This is a genomic window from Bacteroides faecalis, assembly GCF_003865075.1.
GTDB lineage: Bacteria > Bacteroidota > Bacteroidia > Bacteroidales > Bacteroidaceae > Bacteroides > Bacteroides faecalis.
The window spans coordinates 1-16,851 of the sequence record NZ_BHWB01000008.1; the positions used below are offsets into that span (position 1 = coordinate 1).

General features: G+C 33.7%; 16 protein-coding genes. 15 read left to right on the forward strand and 1 reads right to left on the reverse strand.

Going from position 1 to position 16,851, the window contains the following annotated elements:
* The 12 genes from EJF25_RS13875 to glf form a co-directional block, all read left to right on the forward strand.
* Positions 1-1,535 (forward strand): glycosyltransferase family 2 protein (locus tag EJF25_RS13875; RefSeq protein ID WP_125041667.1); only part of this gene is annotated, 1,535 nt, incomplete at its 5' end.
* Positions 1,532-2,476, forward strand: a complete 945-nt coding sequence (locus tag EJF25_RS13880; protein ID WP_125041668.1) for a glycoside hydrolase family protein — start codon at positions 1,532-1,534, stop codon at positions 2,474-2,476. The genes EJF25_RS13875 and EJF25_RS13880, both read left to right, overlap by 4 nt.
* A gap of 40 nt (positions 2,477-2,516) precedes the next feature.
* Positions 2,517-3,389 carry a TIGR04149 family rSAM-modified RiPP gene (locus EJF25_RS13885; protein ID WP_125041669.1) on the forward strand — a complete coding sequence of 291 codons (873 nt, stop codon included), beginning with the start codon at positions 2,517-2,519 and terminating at the stop codon, positions 3,387-3,389.
* Between the two features lie 482 nt (positions 3,390-3,871).
* Positions 3,872-4,588 carry a hypothetical protein gene (locus tag EJF25_RS13890; protein WP_125041670.1) on the forward strand — a complete coding sequence of 239 codons (717 nt, stop codon included), beginning with the start codon at positions 3,872-3,874 and terminating at the stop codon, positions 4,586-4,588.
* A 192-nt stretch (positions 4,589-4,780) separates the two neighbouring features.
* Positions 4,781-5,116 carry a transposase gene (locus EJF25_RS13895; RefSeq protein WP_262352042.1) on the forward strand — a complete coding sequence of 112 codons (336 nt, stop codon included), beginning with the start codon at positions 4,781-4,783 and terminating at the stop codon, positions 5,114-5,116.
* Between the two features lie 90 nt (positions 5,117-5,206).
* Positions 5,207-6,151, forward strand: coding sequence for a glycoside hydrolase family protein (locus EJF25_RS13900; RefSeq protein WP_125041672.1), 945 nt, complete (start codon positions 5,207-5,209; stop codon positions 6,149-6,151).
* Positions 6,152-6,187: 36 nt separating this feature from the next.
* Positions 6,188-7,063, forward strand: a complete 876-nt coding sequence (locus EJF25_RS13905) for a TIGR04149 family rSAM-modified RiPP (RefSeq protein ID WP_125041673.1) — start codon at positions 6,188-6,190, stop codon at positions 7,061-7,063.
* Between the two features lie 293 nt (positions 7,064-7,356).
* Entirely contained in the window at positions 7,357-8,085 is a 729-nt protein-coding gene (locus EJF25_RS13910) for a hypothetical protein (RefSeq protein ID WP_125041674.1), read from the forward strand.
* 11 nt (positions 8,086-8,096) lie between these two features.
* Positions 8,097-9,089, forward strand: coding sequence for a hypothetical protein (locus EJF25_RS13915; RefSeq protein WP_125041675.1), 993 nt, complete (start codon positions 8,097-8,099; stop codon positions 9,087-9,089).
* A 104-nt stretch (positions 9,090-9,193) separates the two neighbouring features.
* Positions 9,194-9,907: a glycosyltransferase family 32 protein gene (locus tag EJF25_RS13920; protein ID WP_125041676.1), complete on the forward strand. Its 714-nt coding sequence runs from the start codon at positions 9,194-9,196 to the stop codon at positions 9,905-9,907.
* 15 nt (positions 9,908-9,922) lie between these two features.
* Positions 9,923-10,834 (forward strand): glycoside hydrolase family protein, encoded by a 912-nt coding sequence (locus EJF25_RS13925; protein ID WP_125041677.1) that lies wholly within the window; start codon positions 9,923-9,925, stop codon positions 10,832-10,834.
* A gap of 8 nt (positions 10,835-10,842) precedes the next feature.
* Positions 10,843-11,955, forward strand: a complete 1,113-nt coding sequence (gene glf / locus EJF25_RS13930; protein WP_125041678.1) for a UDP-galactopyranose mutase — start codon at positions 10,843-10,845, stop codon at positions 11,953-11,955.
* Positions 11,956-12,153: 198 nt separating this feature from the next.
* Here the strand turns inward: glf and EJF25_RS13935 are convergent, their stop codons facing one another.
* A complete protein-coding gene (locus tag EJF25_RS13935) occupies positions 12,154-13,974 on the reverse strand; it encodes a PAS domain-containing sensor histidine kinase (RefSeq protein ID WP_125041843.1) in 1,821 nt (606 codons plus the stop codon).
* Positions 13,975-14,217: 243 nt separating this feature from the next.
* Between EJF25_RS13935 and gpmA the strand changes: the two genes are divergently transcribed.
* The 3 genes from gpmA (at position 14,218) to fsa (ending at position 16,775) form a co-directional block, all read left to right on the forward strand.
* The gene (gene gpmA, locus EJF25_RS13940) at positions 14,218-14,964 is read left to right on the forward strand and encodes a 2,3-diphosphoglycerate-dependent phosphoglycerate mutase (protein WP_125041679.1); all 747 of its coding nucleotides are present in this window, start codon (positions 14,218-14,220) and stop codon (positions 14,962-14,964) included.
* 38 nt (positions 14,965-15,002) lie between these two features.
* Complete coding sequence (locus tag EJF25_RS13945) at positions 15,003-16,055, forward strand: class I fructose-bisphosphate aldolase (RefSeq protein ID WP_125041680.1); 1,053 nt, start codon at positions 15,003-15,005, stop codon at positions 16,053-16,055.
* A gap of 63 nt (positions 16,056-16,118) precedes the next feature.
* Positions 16,119-16,775 carry a fructose-6-phosphate aldolase gene (gene fsa / locus EJF25_RS13950; protein ID WP_125041681.1) on the forward strand — a complete coding sequence of 219 codons (657 nt, stop codon included), beginning with the start codon at positions 16,119-16,121 and terminating at the stop codon, positions 16,773-16,775.
* Positions 16,776-16,851 lie beyond the last annotated feature (76 nt).

A 16,851-nucleotide genomic window follows, 5' to 3' on the forward strand; every position in this document is an offset into this window, starting at 1 on the left:
AGGATAATAATAATATATTTCTTGTATATACAGGAATGAAATTTGATTCTACAGATACATTATATTATACGGATTCTACAGAAAGTAAAGGATTAAGGAAAAACTATTGTTTGCAATTAGTTCAGACTGCTCACAGGAATAATAATAAACGTTGGGTGGAGAGAAAAGAGTGGGTAAGTGAAGATTTATTTGCTATGTTTTGGTATAAGCTGACATCTCTTGGGAGTTTCGATATGACGAATGAAATTACTTGTTATTGGACTTCTCATCCTGCCCAGCGTCATCGTTTAATTGGTGAAAAATATGGTGGAGGTCTAAATAAATACAGAAGTCACTATCAAGTGAAGTCTCCGATTAAAATGAGAGTCTCCAAATATAAATTTGTTGATGAAGAAAAATTATATGCTGATTTTAGAATGGAGTGTCCTCTTTGCGAGTCTCCTTTAAAAATATTGATATTAGGAGAGCTTGCATATAATCCGGAACGTATCTATGCTTTAGAACAAGCTGGACATAAGTTATACGGGCTTTGGATTCCGAATCCAATATTTTGTTTTTCTACTGTAGGACCTTTGCCTTTTGGTCATGTGGAAGATATACCTTTTGAAAACTGGAAAGAGAAGATTCAAGAAATAAAGCCTGATATTATTTATGGAATGCTGAATTTTGGTGCAGTTCATTTGGCTTATGATGTAATGAAAGCATGTCCGGATATTCCGTTTGTTTGGCATTTTAAGGAAGGACCATCTATATGTCTTCGACAAGGTATGTGGGATAAATTAATATACTTATATACTCATGCTGCGGGAAAAATATTCTTGAATGATACAGTGAAAGCTTGGTTTGAACAATACTTACCACCCACTAAGAGTTTATCATTTATTATGGATGGTGATTTACCTAAAGGAGATTACTTTAAGAATGATTTTTCTCCTAAACTGTCAGCGCAGGACGGTGCGGTGCATACAGTAGTAACTGGAAGAATGATCGGAATGTCGGGAGATGATTTAGCGTTTTTGGCACAAAATAATATACATGTTCATTTGTATACGGAAAACTACCATAATAATCGTGAAAAGGAGAATCTTTATCGACTTCGGATAGCTCCTAAGCATTTTCATGTTCATGATCATGTCTCTGCAGATAATTGGACTAAAGAGTTGTCTCAATATGATGCTGGATGGTTGCATTGTCTGCAAAGTCACAACAATGGTAATTTGTTGAAAGCCTCATGGGATGATCTTAATATTCCAGCTCGAATCAGTACATATGCAGCGGCAGGATTGCCAGTAATTTTGCGTGATAATTCTGGTCATATTGTAGCTACGCAGGAACTTGTAAAAACATTGCATGTCGGTATTCTTTTTGATAATAATTTGAGATTGTGTTCCCAATTGAAGAATAAGATTATGATGAAAGAATTGACAGATAATATGTGTGAATGTAGAAGGGTGTTCAGTTTTGATTATTATGTTCCTCGTCTTGTTCAATTGTTTAGGCGTATTATAAAAACTCAAAATGCACAAACTTTATGAATAAAATACTACTTCAGATAGCAAACACCATTGTCGCCAATCTGGCGAATACGGAACAAGTTGGGTTGTTCGATGGGAAAATAGGAGTATGTCTTTTTTTGTATAGATATGCTCGATATTCGGGTAACAGAATATATGAGAACATTGCTTCCAATCTGTTAGATGAGATTTTTGGCCAGTTGAAGCCCGATTTGTCTCCTAGTGCTATAGACGGGGTTGCTGGTATCGGATTTGGTTTAACTAATCTTATAAAAGAGGGATTTCTGGAAGTTGATCCAAGTGAATCTGTTTTTCATTATGTTGATGAAGCTCTTTTTCGTGATGTAAGGTCTCCATTAATGAAAGAAATAAATTTCCCGATTCCCTTGTTTTCTTCGGGAATGTATTTACTTTCTCGGATGTCTTGGCGCATGGATGATATAGATAATGTTTGGATTACAGGCATGATTGAGAACTCACGTTCGATAATAGCAAGTGGCATTAATAATAAAAGGAAATTAAAACTTTCTCTATTGAATTCTATGTTGTATGTGCTTTGTGGTTTTTATGAAAGACTTGAAGTGAATAAAATAGGAATTAGGAAGTTGTTAAATGATATTTTAAATCTTAGTGTTCTGAGCATTGACGGACATAATTATCAGGATATTGATATCATATTGCTTGAGCAAATCATAAAGAAACTTCCTGAGGAGTTGAAAGTGACCAGTGGACCGGTCTTGGAGAAGATAGATTATTTGGATTGCTTTATGGATATGGAGGCATTGGATGTGTGGTATGATAATGCATGGTGGGGAATATTGTATAATATACCTATTCTGGAAAAAATATCCTTCGAAAATATAAAAATATATATAGATAAAAAGATTCAAGGTTCTTTTTATGATATATCGATGATTAATAGTAAATTATCTTCGGCTGGATTATGGTTAATGTCAAAGTAAAGATAGATATGTGTAATTGTATTAATTAAAAAATGATTTTATGAAAAAAATTACTCGTGCAAATTTTGAGGGGTTGCGTCAACGTTATCCGGTTTTAAACAAAGAAGAGATGCGTCGTTACGTGGGTGGTAACTCTACCACTCTATACGATGAGAGTGATTTGGCACTTTTAAATGTTTATACTTTAGATATAGACATGGATGCTTGTTCGGCTGTTGGGAGTGACAAGGATGATGAAATGGAAGAAGATGTTTGGACATCGGATTTGGGAATTAGCGCATTCTCTGCCGATGACTATGGCTTTGGTGGTTATAGCTTTTATGGTAACTCTGATGGTAGTTATGGCTATGAGGGGGACGGCTGGGATGTTGATTATGGGTATCTTGATGAGGTGGTTATCTATGGAAATAAGCCTAATAATGACTATGGTTACTATGGTGGTAGTGCTTATCCCGGGTGGGGCGATGGATATGGATATGGTTATTCTTATTGGGGGGAATATTCATATGGGACTTATGATGGATATGTAGGAATTTCTACTATACAATATACAGATTGTGTTGCGCAAACTATTGCATTTGCTCTTAATATACCTTTGGAAGAGGTTGTAGCATGGGTGGAGAGCCAATATGGAACAGATGGGGTTCCTGGAGATAAATACTATGAAGTTTTGAGTCATTTTTGTAAAGGTAGTCCTACCCCTATTCCTCCTTTTCATTATCAACGTTTTGGTGAAAATCCAGCATATACATTGTTAGGTACAATTAAATGGGGGGAAAACAACGGACATTCTGTTTTTATAACAGAAATTAATGGTACGCATGTTGAATATATAGATCCTCAATATAAGAATACGGGTACTTGTAGTACTTTAGATATTATACATTTATATAGAGTGGAAGGGAAAAAATAAAAAATATCTATTTCCAATTGATATGGAATCTATAGATGATGTTTCTGAATTGTAATTTGCTGGTTTAAAGGATGTAATGAGATGTCTCACTAGTGCATTAAATGTCTGAAATTCGATTAACTAATAGTTGGATGTTGATAGGGAGGAAGATTTAATCTTCTTTAGTGAATATATGTATCTTTATGATGTTAAAGTAATGCTTATATGTTCTACAGAATAGAAGTGTTGTAAATTATTTTTTTTCTATGAGAATAGGGTTTACATTGTAATGATAAACTTTTGTGAATACTTATAAATATCGCAAATATATAAGTTTTACTTCTTTCTCCTTAATAATTATAATTATGGATGATTTTATTCTTCAAATATGTTGATTCTCTAGAGAATTAAAATGTTGATGAATTTTGATGATAATATTTTGGCTATCAGTATAAAAAAATTGGACTGTTGAATTGTATTATTTATTTTAACGAAGAAATAACATGAAAATAACAAAATTTATATTTCTGTTTGTATTTTGTTTTAATTTTACAGTAACGGAGATTTTCGCTCAATATAGTATAATGGATTCATTCTCGGATTATTCTACTTATTTATTTAAAGCTGTGGGTATATCTTGTAAAAAGCCCAAAGACTTTATTTGGGAAAAAATTGAAACAGTAGCTGAAACACAAGGTACCTGGGAAAAAAGATCTTTAGTTTCTAGTTATGATGGGAAGATGCAATCGAAAGATGGAAATTTTCTTATATTATATCCTAATTTTGCTGCTGCGACATTGAATATAGGTGAGGGTTCTTCATTAGATTGTGGTTGTAGTTTTATTCGAAGACAAATGATTTATGATATGGGGAAAGTTTCAGAGCAAATGCTTTTATCAGATTATCCTGATGTTGGGGAGGGTGTAATTAGAATTGTAGGTAAGGATACACCATTTAATGCTGATACAGTTTTTATAGTGCAGATCCCTCTTAAAGAACCTTATTTGGAAAAATATATATATTGTCTAGGAATTTATGCCTGTAAATCCGGGAGGATTCCTATTAGTTTTAAGTGTTATTTTACAGATAATGGAAAAGCGGAAGAAACAAAATATCTTTTGAAGTTTTATAAGACAATAAAGTACCGAAAAAATAGTTCTTATGATCATGAAAAAGACTTAATAATTTTACATGAATTATATCTCAAATTTAAAAAATAGTATGCTGAAATACACTTGTATTATTTAGAAGCTGTTTTGAATTTTAAAAAATAATTATTTAATATACTGTTTGTCAGTTGGCTAATTGTATGCTGTTTCGTAACTTTATGGTTTGCAAGACATAAGTTAAGTTATGAGTAATTATCCAACCAACCTGATTGATAAATAGTAGCAAGTTATAAAAAGAATGTTCTGAGACCAAAGAAAGGAAGCGAAAACATTATGATAAATGTTATGATATATATTGCAAAAAACGGCCGTCAGTGGCGTATACTTCCCACAGGGTTTGGACCTTGGCAAAACGTTTACTTCTATTTCCGTAAATGGAAGTTGGAAGGAATTTTTAAAGAATTGATCCATTATCTTCACGAATCAGTTCGAAAAGTTTTCGGTAAATCAGTCAGTCCTCGTGTTGAATTGATAGATTATAGAAGTGTAAGGACAACTCATCATAGAGATAGTCGTGAGTATGGCATTGATGGTGGTAAGAAAGTCAAAGGTAGAAAAGAACAGATAATATATGTGTGAATGTAGAAGGGTGTTTAGTTTTGATTATCATGTTCCTCATCTTATTCAATTGTTCAAATATATTATAAAAACTCAAAACGCACAAACTTTATGAATAAAATACTACTTCAGACAGCAAACGCCATTGTCGCTAATCTGGCGAATACGGAACAAGTAGGGTTGTTTGATGGGAAAATAGGAGTCTGTCTTTTTTTGTATAGATATGCTCAATATTCGGGTAACGGAATATATGAGAACATTGCTTCCAATCTGTTAGATGGGATTTTTGGTCAATTAAAGCCCGATTTGTCTCCTAGTGCCATAGATGGGGGCTTTGGTATCGGATTGGGTTTAACTAATCTTATAAAAGATGGATTCCTGGAAGTTGATCCAAGAGAATCTGTTTTTCATTATGTTGATGAAGCTCTTTTTCGTGATGTAAGGTCTCCATTAATGAAAGAAATAAATTTCCCGATTCCCTTGTTTTCTTCGGGAATGTATTTACTTTCTCGGATGTCTTGGCGAATGGATGATATAGATAATGTTTGGATTGCAGGCATGATTGAGAACTCACGTTCGATAATAGCAAGTGGCATTAATAATAAAAGGAAATTAAAACTTTCTTTATTGAATTCTATGTTGTATGTGCTTTGTGGTTTTTATGAAAGACTTGAAGTGAATAAAATAGGAATTAGGAAGTTGTTAAATGATATTTTAAATCTTTGTATTCAAAGTATTGATGAAGGGGAATATCAGGATATTGATATCATTTTGCTTAAACAACTTGTAGAAAAAAATCAGGTGAATTTGAAAGTGATCAGTGTATCAGTTTTGGAGAAGATAGATTGTTTAGATTGCTTTGTAGATATGGATACATTAGATGTGTGGTATGATAATGCATGGTGGGGAATATTGTATAATATACCTATTCTGAGAAAATTATCCTTCGAAAATGTGAAAATATATATAGATAAAAAGATTCAAGACTCTTTTTATGATATATCAATGATTAATAGTAAATTATCTTCTGTCGGATTGTGGTTAATGTCAAAGTAAAGATATACGTAATTGTATTAATAAAAAAATGATTTTATGAAAAAGATTACTCGTGCGAATTTTGAAGGGTTGCGTCAGCGTTACCCTGTTTTAAACAAAGAAGAGATGCGTCGCTATGTGGGTGGTAACTCTACTACTCTGTACGATGAGAGTGATTTAGCACTTTTAAATCCTTATACTTTAGATTTGGACATAAATGATTGTTCGGCTGTAGGAAGTGACGAGGATAATGAGATGGAAGAAGATGTTTGGTCATCAGATTTAGGAGTTAGTGCATTCTCAGCAGGTGGTTATGGATCTGGTGGCTATAGTTTTTATGGTGGCTCTGGTGGGAGTTATGGAGATGATTATGGAGGTTATGGGTGGGATATTGATTATGGATATCTTGATGAGGTGGTAATTTATGGACATAAACCGGATAATAATTATTATCCTGATGTTAGCGGTTATCCTGGATGGAATGATAGTTATGGGGATGGTTATTGGTATTCGGGGGGATATTCATATGAAACGGATGGGTATTATATGGATAATCCTATTATTGGAAGAACAGATTGTGTTGGACAAACTATCGCGTTTGCTCTTGGTATAGATCCAGCAGAGGTTATAGCATGGTTGGAAGGTAAATATGGAAAAGGTGGGGTTCCAGGAGATAAATATTATGAAGCTTTAAGCCATTTCTGTAAAGGTAGTCCTACCCCTGTTCCTCCTTATCATTATCAACGTTTTGGAGAAAATCCGGGTCCTACATTATTAGCTGCCATAAAAGTTCCAGGTGGTGGAGGACATTCTGTTTATATAACAGAGATTAATGGTACTAGTGTTACATATGCTGATCCTCAAAATGGTGGTGGGGGTACTTGTTCTACCCTTGATATTGTATATTTGTATAGAGTGGAAGGAAAGAAATAAATTTAGTTATATTTATAGGTATATATTGAGTTTTAAATTAGTTCTTTGAAATATTTTGTATATCGTGGTTTTAAAAGAATTTAATTGTGTGACTGTTTGAATTGACTTTAGTTTCTTGACTTTGTTTCAAAGTAGAGAGTATAAACTAAGGAAAGTATATTTCTAGATTTTCTTTTTTGCAGATCATATAATTGTGTTTTATGAATAGAGATTACAAATATTTCAAAAAAACTGAGTGTAGATTATAGGATAAGTTTGATAAAAATAATTTTATAAAAATAAAGGAGTGTAATATGAAATCGTTTAAATTTATATTGCTGTTTGTGCTTTTTCTCAATTTTACGATAACAGAGATTTTTGCTCAATATAGTCTAATAGATTCTTTTTCTGACTATTCTACTTATTTATCAAAATCTATAGATGTATCTTGCAAAAAACCTAAAAATTTTATTTGGGAGACAATAAGAACATCTCCTAAAATGCAAGGAAGTTGGGAGAGGAAGATGTTTGTTTCCAGTTATATTGGAAAAATGCAATCGAAAGATGGAAACTATCTTATATTGTATCCCAATCCTATTGCTGCAATGTTGAGTACGGGTAAGTCTTCTTCGTTAGAATGTGGTTGTAATTTTGTTCGAAGACAGATGATTTATGATATGGGAAAGGCTTCAGAAGAGACACTTCCTTCAGATTTAATAGATCTTGTTGGTGAGGATATAATTAGAATTGTAGGAAAGGATGTACCGTTTAATGCAGATACGGTTTTTATAGTACAAATACCTCTTAAAGAACCCTACTTAGGGAAATATACATATTGTGTAGGGATTTATGCTTGTAAATCAGGACGAATGCCTATGGGATTTAAGTATTATTTTACAAATGAGGGGAAAACAAGAGAGAAAGAGTCTCTTTTAAAATTTTATGAGACAATAAGATATCGAAACAATAATAATTGGTCTTATGACCATGAAAAAGCATTGAAGACATTGTTATATGAGCTACCTCATAAATCAAAAAAATAGTATGTTGAAATATGAAAAAAATACTATTATTTTTTCTGATGGGATTCTTTGTGCTTAGCATAGCCTATAGCCAAAGTAGGGATAATTTGTATAAAACCATTCCTGTTGTCAGGTATATTCCCGATGCTTTTTTACCTGCTATTGATGGATCTTTTATACATAGTATTGAATATTTAAATATATATATCCAAGATGACGATACTCTATATGTTCAATACAGATTTGGGGAGTTAAGGGATTATAAGAGTAAATTTTTTGCAGTGAATCACATTGATACTAAACCATTTTTTACTCCTGATAGTGTATTTATCGTTTCTTTCCGAAATGAGGCGATCAATGTACCATATCTACCTATATATCGAGTTTATGGTATAAAAAAAGATGGTAAATATCTTTTTGGGCTACTCACTGATGGGGAAACACAATTGTATCCGTTTAAAAAAATGTTGGAGGTTCGTTATGGATCTGTAGAGAAGTTTAAGGAGATTTATAAGGGTTATATTAATGATCGGCTTTTAACTATGAACGAGGAAGATAGCGGCATTTCAATTTATTCTGATGATAAAAACGAAATGGTATCTTTTCTAAAGAACGATTATTTGATACATGAGCGGCATAATCCTACTGATACGATGAATGTCGTAAACAGGTTTATTTCTTTGGTATCTTCTTATACTTTGTTGAAAGAAGGCCAGGAAAAGTTAATCAGAAGAGAGCTTATGAGGGAAATTCGTCGTGAACCTGATGCCCATCCAAAAGAATTAAAAGTATCAGCATTTTCCTTTGGTGATATTGTTGTATATGAAGTCGATGTATATTATGTACTTTATCATGCTCTACCTCGGCAGCAATTTGAAGAAGTGCGTCGGGGAATTATCAATCAAAATAAGCAAAGATTGCAATACATATCAGAATTGAAATTGGATAAAGGACCGGGTCTTCCTTTTGTGACTTATGATACTTTGATCAAGGAAACTGCGGATGCTCTGTTGGGCAAGAAATAATGTTTGGCTTAATTTTTTTCATGGTGTGAATTTATGTAGAAAACGGATTTGAAAAAAAGAAGATGTTTTGTAGTGAATGGAATTATCAAACTATTATATAGAATATGAAAAATCAAATACCTAAGATTATTCATCAGATTTGGTCAGACAAAGAGATACCATTACCAGAACATTTTCTTAAAATGGCGGATACTTGGAAGTATGATTATCCTGACTGGCAATATATTTATTGGAATGATTACAAAATGAATTCATTTATATTAGAGCATTTTCCGCAATATTGGGAGATTTATAACAGTTTTCCTTATGATATACAGCGTTGGGATGCTATCAGGTATTTGATACTTTATAAAATGGGGGGTATGTATGTGGATTTTGATTTTGAGTCTTTGAAACCTTTGAATGGATTATTATGTGATAAACAGTGCTGTTTCCCTCAAGAGCCGATATCTCATTGTGGTATTTTTAAACGGAATTTTATAATTAATAATTCTTTAATGGCATCTGTTCCATATCATAATTATTTGAAAAATATTATTGAGAAAGTATTTTCGAAAGAAAATTTAGAACTTTCATTCACTGCTCGTAATAAAGATATTGTATTTGATACAACAGGGCAGTGGGTCTTGGTTGATGTATATGAAGGTTTATCTACTGAGGAACGTAGTGATGTTTATCTTATTCCTCCTTCCTATATTAATCCTTTTGATCTTCCTCTTGCGGGTATTGCTAAAAGAGGGAGCTGGGATAAACGTCTTGAATATAGTATAAAAGACGCTTATGCTATACATTATTATTTTGGAAGTTGGACGGATTAAATGAATTTTATACGTATGAACAGAGAACTATTGAAAATTGTTGATATGATAGCTATCCGTTTACAGAATATGAGAAGTGTTGGTCTGATCGAAGGGAAAATGGAAGTAATATTGTTTTATTATGAGTTATCTAAATCTATAGATGATGAGACTTATAATAATATTGCGGATAATTTGTTAGATGAAGTGTTTAGTGAAATTGGGAAAATAAGTACTAATAGTATTGAACAGGGACTTGCTGGGATTGGTTGGGGAATAAATTATCTTATTCGTAATGAGTTTGTAGAAGTAACTGAGGATGCTCTTATTGATTTGGAGTGTAACCTTTTTTGGGGGGAATCTGTGGATTTTGGCATTCACTTCTCTATGTTATCTCCTGCTGTTTATCTTCTGTCAAAATATGGAGGTAAAAAAATGCTGGAGAATTATGATACTTATGTATTAGCTCTTTTGAATACTTGTAGGTATTATTGTTTAAGTATATATGATAATAAAAAGAAGCCTTTGGATCTGATAAATTCAATGTTATACTTTCTTCTAGAGTTGAAAAAACAAAATGTTCATGTCTGGGAATCTGATAAACTTATCTGGAAAATTTTAACTTATTTGATGGACTATAAAGATATTGAGAAAGATATATATGGTGATACTGTTATTCTTTTTAATTTGTTGCATCAGATGCCTGATACTACTTTTTTGAAAAAAGAAGTAATGGCTAGATTGGGTAATTTAAAAGATAAAGATTGGAGTATCGAAGCTTATAGAAAAATATTATGGCAACAAATTCTTTTTTTTCAATGGAGTGATAACGCTATCATTCTGGATATTGATAAACTTTTGTATCTTATAGATAATGAGAAACAAAATTCAAAAGGAATTTGGGCCCCATTAGGAATATATTTGATGAATATGAATAAAATCAACTAGGAGTCAATATGAGAAAGTATGATTATTTAATTATTGGAAGTGGGTTGTTCGGTTCTGTAGTTGCTCGTGAATTGACAGAGAAAGGGAAATCATGTATTGTAATTGATAAACGTAGTCATATTGGCGGTAATATCTATACAGAGAAGATGAAAGATATTACAGTTCATACGTATGGAGCTCATATCTTCCATACTAATAATAAAATAGTATGGGATTATTTAAATTCGTTTGCTGAATTTAATAGATATACCAATTCTCCTTTAGCAAATTATAAAGGTGAACTATATAATTTGCCTTTTAATATGAATACATTTTATTGGATGTGGGGAGTGAAAACTCCTGTTGCGGCTTTAGAAAAAATAGAATCTCAGAAGAGAAAAGCGGGTATTGGTGTCCCTTCTAATTTAGAAGAACAAGCTATATCTCTTGTGGGAAAGGATATTTATGAAAAGTTGATAAAAGGATATACAGAAAAACAATGGGGAAAGAAAGCTGTTGATCTTCCTGCTTTTATCATTCGGCGTTTACCGGTACGTTTTACTTTTGATAATAACTATTTTGATGATAGATATCAGGGTATTCCGATTGGAGGATATACTCCTATCATAGAAAAGATGTTATCGAAAAGTGAGGTTGTATTGAATACTGATTATTTTTTAGATAAAGAATATCTGGATAGTTTAGCTGATACGGTGGTTTATACAGGAGAGATTGATCGATACTTCGATTATTGTTATGGTGCTTTGGAATATCGTAGTTTGCGATTTGAAACGACTGTGTTAGAAAATCAATCTAATTTTCAAGGTAACGCGGTCGTCAATTATACAGATTCGGAAACTCCTTATACACGCATTATTGAACATAAACATTTTGAATTCGGTCGTCAGCCGGATACTGTGATTACTAAAGAGTATCCTCTGACATTTCAATTAGGTGATGAACCTTATTATCCTGTTAATAATGATAAGAATAATGCTCTTTATGAGAAATATAGTGAGTTATTGCGACGACAGGTAAGCGTGTATTTTGGCGGGAGACTTGCTGAATATAAATATTATAATATGGATCAGGTTATTGAACGTGCATTGTGTTTAGTAACTTTGTTGGAACTTAAAAAATAGTATTTTATGGAAGTATGTAACATGTTTTAATCTTCTTTTGCATATACAAAATGTGTGCTCGTTTACTGGTCTGGGCAAACTCTTTATTGCTTTCTCCATGTCTGGACAGTAGTAACCCTTCACAATGCCATGAATGAAGATAACTATACTTCTGGCATCTTCAATGGGAATATATTAAGGTTGCTGTATAAAAATGTATTAATTCAATGGATGTGTGAACCAGAAACAAGACCCTTTTCCTAATTCCGATTCCACTCCTAATTCTCCTCCTAACTGTGTAATGATGCTCTGGCAGATGGAAAGCCCGAGACCTGTACCTGATATAAAATTATTGAGTTTTACAAAACGGTTGAATATACTTTTTTGTTTGTCAGGAGCAATGCCAATTCCTGTGTCTCGAACAACAAATTTTGCATTTTTTCCATCGATCTGGTAATTAATGGTAATATAACCTTCCTTGGTGAATTTTAAAGCGTTAGTAATAAAGTTCAGTAAAACCTGCCGTACTCTATTTTTGTCACTGATGAAGCTAAGTTCAGGCAAATTGGGAGCTAACCGAAGTTCTACATTAGGCTTGGCTTTTAGTCGCATTGTCTGGACTAATTCAGAACAGAGTTGTCGTGCATCTACCTTTTCCATAGTCATATCAAAAGTCCCGGCTTCAATCTTCGATAAGTCGAGAATATCTGAAATCAGTTGCAATAGGAGCTGATTATTTTCTTCAATGATATTGGCATATTCCAATTTCTCTTCTTCATCGCTTGTTTCTAGTAACATACTGGAAAAACCTACGATGGCATTGAGAGGAGTACGTATCTCATGGCTCATATTTGCAAGGAATGAGGATTTTAACCGGTCGGATTCTTCTGCTTTATCTTTAGCTTTAATGAGTTTTTGTTCGGTTTCTTTCAGCTCGGTGATATCAAAGTTGATGCAGATCATTTCAATTATATTGTCCTGTGGGCGATAGTCTCTGACCATTGCATTGATACGTGTCCAGGTATATCTTCCGTCTTCTCTGCATATTCGTACATCCGCAAAAACATGATTCTTTTTTCCGTTTAATATTTCAGGGAAATAACTAAGCAGACGTGCTTGGTCTTCTGGGTGGAAGTGGGAATATAAACCAATGATTTCTGATAAAGGTGTACCTTTTTTCTCTCCCATATTCTGGTACCAACTATCCAGTGCATATCCTTTTCGACTTTGAACATCAAAGAGTGCATAGCCTACTTTGGCATAGTCGCCTATCAAATCAAAGAAACTTTTGAATTCTTTAATCTTATTATAAGCAATCGTGTTTTCTGTTTGGTCTACGTTGATTAATAGGTAATTGGTAAGTTGATGATCAAGGTCGTATAGTGTTGTAGCTCTTGTCATCAGGTCAATACTACCGGTTGTTATTGCCGATTTATAGTATCCGTTAATCTTGGAAAAATCATATCGGTATGTGAAGTCAGTGTCTTCATGGTCTCTGAGTTTTTGTTTGATTTCTTCTGGGAGTACGGGATTCTTGAATAGATTGATCCCTAATATTTTTTCTTTGTCGGATATGTGAAACATCTCTAATTCTTTCTTATTCAAGTCGCTTAAATTTCCATTCTTATCATACAATTCAATGCCTACAGGGAGATTTTTATAAATGTAGTGAAGAATGTGTTCGCTATTTTGTAATGCTTGATAAGCAGAAGCGACTTGAGGACCGTCTTGTGTTTCTGAAATACCATATATTTTTACGTTTCCTTCTTCATCTGCTTCTTGGTAACTAATTTTACTTCGAATCCATATGTTTCCTTTCGGAGTGTCGAGGAGATAAACTTTTTCGATCGTCTGTTGCAGTTCATGAAAAGATAATGAAGCTGTATGATTATGATCCTCTTTGAGAATACGATTGTTAAAGTCCTGAAAACTTATCGTGCGGGTTTCATCCAGTCCTAAGAGCTGAGCTATGAAATCTGAGCAGAGATAGGTTTCTGATTTTAAGTCTGCTATCCACCAACCAATGTGAGCATTGTTCATTAATTTGTGCAGGAACTCACATTCATCTTGTTTATTAGTTTCCAATATCTTATTTTTCTTAAGGTTATGCAATGTATTATTTTGTGGATAAAAATAATCATTTTTGTTGAATTGTGATTAAGTTTATCATAGTTTTTAGGTATTGATGCTCTTCCTTTCTTTTATGAACTTTGTGAAAGTATGAAGTGTTCTTAATAAATGAGACAATCAAAGTGTTCTATTAGAAAAAAGAAAGGAGAACAAATGAAAAAAATTGTATTGCTTCGTCATGGAGAAAGTGTATGGAACAAGGAAAACCGTTTTACGGGATGGACTGATGTAGATCTAACCGAAAAAGGAATTGAAGAAGCCAATAAAGCGGGAATTACTCTCAGAGAATATGGTTTCAATTTTGATAAAGCTTATACCTCTTACTTGAAACGTGCGGTGAAAACGATGAACTGCGTGTTGGACGAGATGGATCTGGATTGGATTCCGGTAGAAAAGAGTTGGCGATTGAATGAAAAACATTATGGTGACCTTCAAGGATTAAATAAAGCAGAAACAGCAGAAAAATATGGTGAAGAACAAGTATTGATTTGGCGTCGTAGTTATGATATTGCTCCGAACCCGTTATCGGAGAGTGATCTAAGAAATCCACGCTTTGATTATCGTTATCACAAAGTGCCGGATGCAGAGTTGCCTCGTACAGAGTCTCTGAAAGATACGATAGATCGTATTATGCCTTATTGGGAATCGGATATATTTCCTAATTTAAAAACAGCAAATACTTTATTAGTGGTTGCACATGGTAATAGTTTGCGAGGGATTATCAAACATCTGAAGCATATATCTAATGAGGATATCGTAAAACTGAATTTGCCTACGGCTATTCCATATGTTTTTGAGTTTGATGAGAACTTGAAAGTCGTAAATGACTACTTCTTGGGAAATCCGGAAGAAATAAAAAAACTGATGGAAGCTGTAGCTAATCAGGGAAAGAAAAAATAGCATATAAGATATTTTGCCTAAACTAAATTATTTTTATTATGAGTAAAATTATAGATTTACTGGGTAACAAGGCCAGTTATTATTTGGATCATACTTGCAAGACTATTGATAAGTCGTTAATTCATGTTCCTTCTCCAGATATGGTTGATAAAATCTGGATTGATTCTGACAGGAATACGAGGGTATTAAATAGTCTTCAAACTATTTTAGGACATGGACGGTTGGCAAACACCGGTTATGTATCCATTTTACCTGTTGATCAGGATATAGAACATACTGCAGGGGCTTCTTTTGCTCCCAATCCGATTTATTTTGATCCTGAAAATATAGTAAAATTAGCTATTGAAGGAGGTTGTAATGCAGTGGCTTCTACCTTCGGTATTTTAGGGTCTGTGGCTCGAAAATATGCGCATAAAATACCTTTTGTGGTGAAACTGAATCATAATGAGTTATTGTCTTATCCAAATACCTATGATCAGGTTCTTTTCGGAACAGTAAAAGAAGCTTGGAATATGGGGGCTGTAGCAGTGGGGGCTACAATTTATTTTGGCTCCGAACAGAGTCGACGTCAATTGGTGGAAGTCGCTGAGGCTTTTGAACATGCTCATGAGTTGGGTATGGCAACTATCCTGTGGTGTTATTTGCGTAATAGTGACTTTAAAAAAGGTGGAGTTGATTATCATTCTGCAGCTGACCTTACGGGACAGGCCGATCGTCTGGGAGTTACTATCAAAGCTGATATTGTGAAACAAAAACTTCCAACTAATAACGGTGGATTTAAAGTTCTTAATTTCGGTAAGATAGACGAACGGATGTATACGGAATTGGCTTCTGATCATCCAATTGACCTTTGTCGTTATCAGGTAGCGAATGGATATATGGGACGTGTCGGACTGATTAACTCTGGTGGGGAATCTCATGGAGCTTCCGATTTACGGGATGCTGTTATAACTGCTGTAGTAAATAAACGTGCCGGTGGTATGGGATTGATCAGTGGACGTAAAGCTTTCCAGAAGCAGATGAATAAGGGAGTGGAATTGTTGAATGCTATTCAGGATGTATATCTTGATCCGGCAATTACTATTGCTTGATTTTTAGAAAACGATTCTTTATCTTTGGAGATCAGATAGTTAATCCTTAAATAACTTAAATGTATGAAATTTTTTATTGATACAGCCAATTTAGAGCAAATTCGGGAAGCGTATGATCTCGGAGTACTTGATGGAGTGACAACCAATCCTTCGTTAATGGCGAAGGAAGGTATCAAAGGAGTTCAAAATCAGCATGATCATTACATTAAGATATGCGAGATTGTCAATGGTGATGTGAGTGCCGAAGTGATAGCTACGGATTACGAAGGAATGATTCGTGAAGGTGAGGTACTTGCAGGTCTCAATCCCCATATTGTAGTGAAGGTTCCTTGTATTGCTGATGGGATTAAAGCAATCAAGTTTTTTTCAGAAAAGGGTATTCGTACTAATTGTACACTTGTCTTTTCAATAGGCCAGGCTCTATTGGCTGCTAAAGCAGGTGCTACTTATGTATCACCTTTTGTCGGCCGTTTGGATGACATTTGCGAGGACGGAGTAGGGCTGGTTGCAGATATTGTACGAATGTATCATTTTTATGATTATAAGACTCAGGTGTTGGCTGCTTCTATTCGCAATACTAAACATATTGTAGAGTGCTTGGAAGCAGGTGCTGATGTGGCTACTTGTCCGTTAAGTGCAATCAAAGGATTACTGGATCATCCGCTAACGGATGCAGGATTGAAGAAATTTCTGGAAGATTATAAAAAGGTGAATGGATAGTTTAATATTGAATGTTATTGGGCGCGGATTTTGTATAATTCGCGCCCAATTGCAATTATTTGTTTAATATAAACAG